The sequence below is a fragment of the Microcoleus sp. BM001215392 genome (assembly GCF_036700185.1).
Classification (GTDB): domain Bacteria; phylum Cyanobacteriota; class Cyanobacteriia; order Cyanobacteriales; family Microcoleaceae; genus Microcoleus.
Genome location: NZ_JAUBOJ010000438.1, coordinates 1 through 5,764, shown reverse-complemented (window position 1 = coordinate 5,764; position 5,764 = coordinate 1). Strand labels below are relative to the sequence as shown.

Here is a 5,764-nt window from a genome sequence, read left to right as displayed (position 1 = left end):
ACTAATAACTTATATGCGGTCATGCTTCTTCAGGCTTCCAAAACCAGATGCACCCCTCTGGTTTTCCTAAAGCCCAAATTCTGCACGCACCAGCACGTCACACAGGAGAATTACCCACAATCAGCGATTTTTAAAGTTATAAATTATGTTTTTTGTAAACATTTATCCGTTAACATACGGTATTAAAATATAAATAATAGCTTCAGGATTTACTAAAATTAAGTAAAAGCCGAGGGTAAAAGTTGAGGTTTCTGAAGGTGGAGTGAAGGCATTACGGCGCTGATGAAGCTACCTAGAATAGCAGTGCTAGTGGATCTAATCCCAAAAATCTTGGCTGTCCCCAGGCGCGATCGATTTTATTTGAGAACACTTGCCAAATTTTTTGGCTTCGATTAAAATTGGAGCATAGGGCGTTAAAGATATCGTTAAATCTTGACGCACCTTCTCCCACTTAGACCAAGCCGACATGAAAAAGCTCAATATCAATCAAGAGAGCGATCGCACTTTAATGATTTTGCAGCACAGATCGAAATAACAGCCAAACCGTCCGTCTAAGTGATGAAACAGTATGAAAATCTGCCACAGTTGGAATTATACGCGGGACAACTCAACCAAGTATTTATGAATATTTTGGCAATGCTATCGATCCTTTACAAAAGATGGGTTCGCATGAAAAATCGTACAAAGGTTATTTGAGAATAATTTCAATGACCGCTGACAATCTACCCATTGCAAACTGCTAAGTGTTCGTATCCGCACGCTTTTAGTTAATGGCAAGTGGGTGCAAGTTCGCATTGCTGATAATGGGATGCTCCCGAAACCTATCGGTTGTGCTACGAGCTGGGTTGAGCAATTTATTATCAGATTATGCAAGCCCATGATGGTTATTTGCGCTGTACTTGGGAGGTTGGGAGGGCTACTGAGTTGGTGATTCAAATTCCCTAGAAATTAAAACCTCACCAACAAGCCACTTGCTCAGAAAAAGTTTTGGTAAAGCTGTAAAATTGGGATAGTCAAGTTTTTGTAAATCAAATTGTGCGGTGGAGTCTTACCAGAAAGAATTGGTTGAAAGCCGGAACCCTTTGGCGTAGAAGTTAAAAGAAGACTATTCATTACTCGCATCCTCTTCCTTCTGCGTAGAGTTCGCTACCACAGGTCAACTGTCAACTGTCAACTGTCAACTGTCAACTGAAAGCCAGTCCCACCAAAAGATGAGGCTGGCTATAAAATCTCACTCCGGGTGCATCTGGTTTTTGAAGAGGGCTATAGCATGACCGCATATAAGTTATTAGTTATAATCCCATATTGACTACGGTCATGCTATAGCCCATACAAACATATTTGCTTGCACTCATCCGCTGCACCCCCCACTCCATAATAACAAGAAGAGCATTCAACTTGCTCCCATCGGCAACTAAACATTATGTGGCAAACAGTCAAAGATATCTTTTCTCCAACTCAGTATATGCCGCACGGTCACTGCTATTTGTGGCAAACACCTTTGGTGTGGCTGCACATAACCGGCGACTTTTTAATCGCGATCGCCTACTATTCAATTCCGGCGATGTTGATTTATTTTGTTTTCAAGCGACGCGATGTTCCTTTTTTAGGAATATTTGCTTTATTTGGTGCGTTTATTATTCTCTGCGGTACCGGTCACTTGCTAGAAATTTGGACGCTGTGGCATCCCGCTTATTGGCTGTCGGGGATTGAAAAAGCAATTACGGCACTTGTTTCCTGCTACACGGCCGGATCGATGGTAACGCTACTACCACAGTTTTTATCATTAAAAACTCCTCAAGAATTAGAAGTAATTAATCTCAAGTTGGAGCGGGAAATTGCCGTTCGTCAAGATGCAGAATTAGCTCTCCGGTGTGCCTATGAAGATTTAGAAATTAAAGTGCAAGAGCGTACTGCACAGTTGAGAGAAACCAACACTTGCTTAGAAATGGAAGCTCGCGATCGCAAGGTGATCGAGTTAAAATTGATCTCAGTTACCGAACGACTGCAATATTTGCTGGCGACTACTCCTGCGGTTATTTTTAGCTGCAAATTATGGGAAAATTATGATGTAACATTTGTCAGCGATAATGTTGTTTCACTGATTGGTTGGGAAGCCCAAGAATTGCTTGATGGTTCCGTTAATTGGCGGAGGCTCATTCATCCAGAAGACCGAGAGATTATTGCTACTTTATCCGAGCGGATATTGGAAACAGAATCGACTTTCGCGGAATACCGCCTCAGGCACAAAGACGGTAGTTATCGCTGGATATATGTTGAGTTTAAGTTGGTCAAAGATGCTGCTGGCTTACCTGTGGAGTGTGTAGGCTATGCAGTAGATATTACGGCTCGCAAACAGGCAGAGGCAGCTTTACAGCAGCAACTAAAAAGGGAGCGGCTTGTAGATGCCATTCAAGAGCGGATTCGGTCTTCTCTCAATCTCGAAGAAGTTATGAGAACGGCTGTGGAAGAAGTCCGCCAGTTTTTGTCAACTGACAGGACAGTTATTTACCGCTTTAACCCAGATTGGAGTGGATTTGTAGCAGTCGAATCGGTGGCAACAGGTGTGATGCCGATTTTGGGGATTGACATTAATGACAATTGTTTTCGTGAAGGCTACGTGTCTATTTATGCACAGGGACACATTCGCGCGATCGACAATATTTACACCGCTGGTATTTCAGAGTGCCACATTAATTTACTAACTCAGTTTCAAATCAAAGCTAACCTTGTGGTTCCCATTGTGCAAGGGGAAAATTTATGGGGCTTGCTAATTGCCCATCACTGCGGCAGTCAAAGACATTGGAACTCTTCTGAGATAGAATCTCTCAAGCAAATTTCCGTGCAGCTAGCAATTGCCATCCAGCAATGCACTCTATTTGAACAAGCCCAAACAGAAATTAGCGAGCGCAAGTTAGCAGAAGCAGCACTGCAAAAAGCTGTCGTGGTTGCTGATGCTGCTAACCTCGCCAAAAGTGAATTCCTTTCTTCTATGAGCCACGAATTGCGTACTCCTTTGAATGCAATTCTGGGATTTAGTCAAGTAATGGTGCGCGATTCATCTCTAAAAAATGAGCACCAGCAACACCTAGAAATTATTAATCGCGCTGGGGAACATTTGCTGTCCCTGATTAATGACATTTTGGAAATGTCTAAAATTGAAGCAGGTAGAAGTCAGCTTAACGAAAGTAGTTTTAATTTAAGGCGCCTGCTAGAAACCTTAGAAGAGATGTTCCGATTGAAAGCTAAATCTAAGAGGTTGCAGCTAAGTTTTGAAGTGGCTGAGAGTGTACCGCACTTTGTGAATGGAGATGAGGGTAAATTGCACCAGATTTTGATTAATATTGTGGGAAATGCAATTAAGTTCACAGAGAGGGGTAGGATTATGTTGCGACTCAAAAACAAGGTAGAAGAAAATCCGGTGAGCCAAACGGCAGAGTTTGCGGATACAGAAACAAAAACTGCTAAAATAAACTCCGAAACCTCGCCACCCAAATATTTTGACTGTGTAGGTACCGATTCTATTAGCCCCGTATCTCTACGCCTTAATTTTGAAATTCAAGATACTGGGCAGGGTATTGCCTCAGAAGAAATGGATAAGTTATTTGCACCATTCGAGCAAACAAAAGCAGGTTATAAATCGCAACAGGGAACAGGACTAGGTTTACCAATCAGTCGCAAATTTGTACAAATGATGGGAGGCGATATTGCGGTTTCTAGTACGCCTGATGTGGGAAGTACGTTTTCATTTGATATTCAACTCAGGCTGGCGGAGCCTACCGAGATTGAAATGCTTAAACCGCAGAAAAAAGTGATTGGTTTAGCACCCAATCAACCAGAATACCGGATTTTGGTGGTAGACGATCGCGCTGATAACTGTCTAGTAATAGAAAGATTATTATCACCGCTAGGCATCGTGGTGCGAGAAGCTAGAAATGGTGAAGAAGCGATTGCTGTATGGGAGGAGTGGCAACCGCACCTAATTTGGATGGATATGCAGATGCCTGTGATGAATGGCTATGAAGCTACGCGACAAATTAAATCTCATCCTCTCGGGAAAGAAACGGTGATTGTGGCTCTCACTGCTAGCGCTTTTGAAGAGGAACGCAAAACTATTTTAGCCGCAGGGTGCGACGATTTTCTTCGTAAACCCTTTGAAGCAAAAATTCTATTCTCTATCATAGAGAAATATTTAGGAGTCCGCTATATTTACGAGGAACCTGCTGCTATCAACCTCGAAAATACAAGCGCAATTAATGGAATTTATGGCAATCTTGAATTTGTAGAAGCACAACTGTCTCAAATGCCTATTGATTGGGTGGAGAAAATCCATAAAGCTGCTCACGAATGCTACGATGATAAAATCATGCGATTGATAGAAGAAATGCCTACAGAATTGGCGACTGCTGCACAAGTTTTAAGTGATTTAGCACATGACTTCTTATTTGATGATATTATAGACCTAGCGAAATCTGCGGTTAGGGCGCGTCAGTCTTAATATGTTGGATGTTGAAAAAATACCGTTAGCGATCGCATGAACAGCAATCAGTCTCCGACAAGTTCCGCCATCATTCTCATAGTTGATGATACGCCAGATAACGTGCGGCTTTTATCTACCATCCTAACTGAGCAAGGCTATCAGGTTCGTAAAGCGCTGAACGGTAAAAGGGCTCTGGCGACGGTGCAGGAGTTTCCGCCGAATCTAATTCTGCTGGACGTGATGATGCCAGAGATGAATGGATATGAGCTGTGCGCGCAGTTGAAAGCTTCACCAGAAACCAGTTGCATTCCGGTGATTTTTTTAAGCGCGTTAGATGACGTTTTAGATAAGGTGAAAGCGTTTGATGTGGGAGCAGTTGACTATATTACTAAACCTTTTCAAGGTAAAGAAGTATTGGCGCGAGTGGCAAATCAGTTAACAATTCAAAGTCAGCAAAAGCTACTTCAAGAGCAAACGAAGCAATTAGAACAACTGGTAGAACGTTTGCAAAATGAAATTCAAGAGCGGCGGTTGGTTGAGCTAGCTTTACGTGTGGCTCAAAAAAAGTCGGATGATTTATTGCTAAATATATTACCAGCAGCGATTGTTGAAAATTTAAAAAAAGGTGAGAGTTATCCTGCTGAGAGGTTTGAGTCAGCAACCGTCCTGTTTGCGGATCTTGTCGATTTTACGTCTCTTGCTGCGAGAATTTCACCACTAGAATTGGTGGATTTTCTCAATAAAATTTTTTCCAAGTTTGACGAACTAACTGAAAAACACAATTTGGAGAAAATTAAAACAATTGGAGATGCTTATATGGTAGTGGGTGGGTTACCTGTGGCGATGGCGGATCATGCAGAAGCGATCGCAAATATGGCTTTGGATATGCAGGAGGCGATCGCAGATTTTAAAATGGACACAGGCGAACCGTTTCAAATTCGGATTGGGATTCATACAGGCCCAGTAGTTGCTGGCGTAATTGGCACTAAAAAATTTATCTATGACTTGTGGGGGGATACTGTTAATGTTGCTTCTCGGATGGAATCACAGGGGTTATCGGGATCTATTCAAGTTACTGCGGCTGTTTACGAACAATTAAAAGATCGGTATTTATTTGAGGAACGGGGCGCAATTCCGGTTAAAGGTAAAGGAGATACGATCGTTTATTGGCTAAAAGCTAAAAAAAGTTAGTTGACAGTTGACAGTTGACAGTTGACAGTTGACTGTTGTCAGTTGACAGTTGACAGTTGACAGTTGACAGTTGACAGTTGACAGTTGACAGTT

At 42.2% G+C, this 5,764-nt stretch carries 4 protein-coding genes; 2 read left to right on the top strand and 2 right to left on the bottom strand.

Going from position 1 to position 5,764, the window contains the following annotated elements:
- Positions 1-315: 315 nt before the first annotated feature.
- Together QT974_RS30065 and QT974_RS30060 are read right to left on the bottom strand one after the other, a co-directional pair.
- Positions 316-468 (bottom strand): hypothetical protein, encoded by a 153-nt coding sequence (locus QT974_RS30065; RefSeq protein WP_333472045.1) that lies wholly within the window; start codon positions 466-468, stop codon positions 316-318.
- Positions 469-975: 507 nt separating this feature from the next.
- Complete coding sequence (locus QT974_RS30060; protein ID WP_333472044.1) at positions 976-1,113, bottom strand: hypothetical protein; 138 nt, start codon at positions 1,111-1,113, stop codon at positions 976-978.
- 310 nt (positions 1,114-1,423) lie between these two features.
- On the opposite strand from QT974_RS30060, the gene QT974_RS30055 reads away from it, so the two are divergent.
- Together QT974_RS30055 and QT974_RS30050 are read left to right on the top strand one after the other, a co-directional pair.
- Positions 1,424-4,498 carry a response regulator gene (locus QT974_RS30055; RefSeq protein ID WP_333472043.1) on the top strand — a complete coding sequence of 1,025 codons (3,075 nt, stop codon included), beginning with the start codon at positions 1,424-1,426 and terminating at the stop codon, positions 4,496-4,498.
- Between the two features lie 36 nt (positions 4,499-4,534).
- Complete coding sequence (locus tag QT974_RS30050; protein WP_333472042.1) at positions 4,535-5,671, top strand: adenylate/guanylate cyclase domain-containing protein; 1,137 nt, start codon at positions 4,535-4,537, stop codon at positions 5,669-5,671.
- The last annotated feature ends 93 nt before the right edge of the window (positions 5,672-5,764 follow it).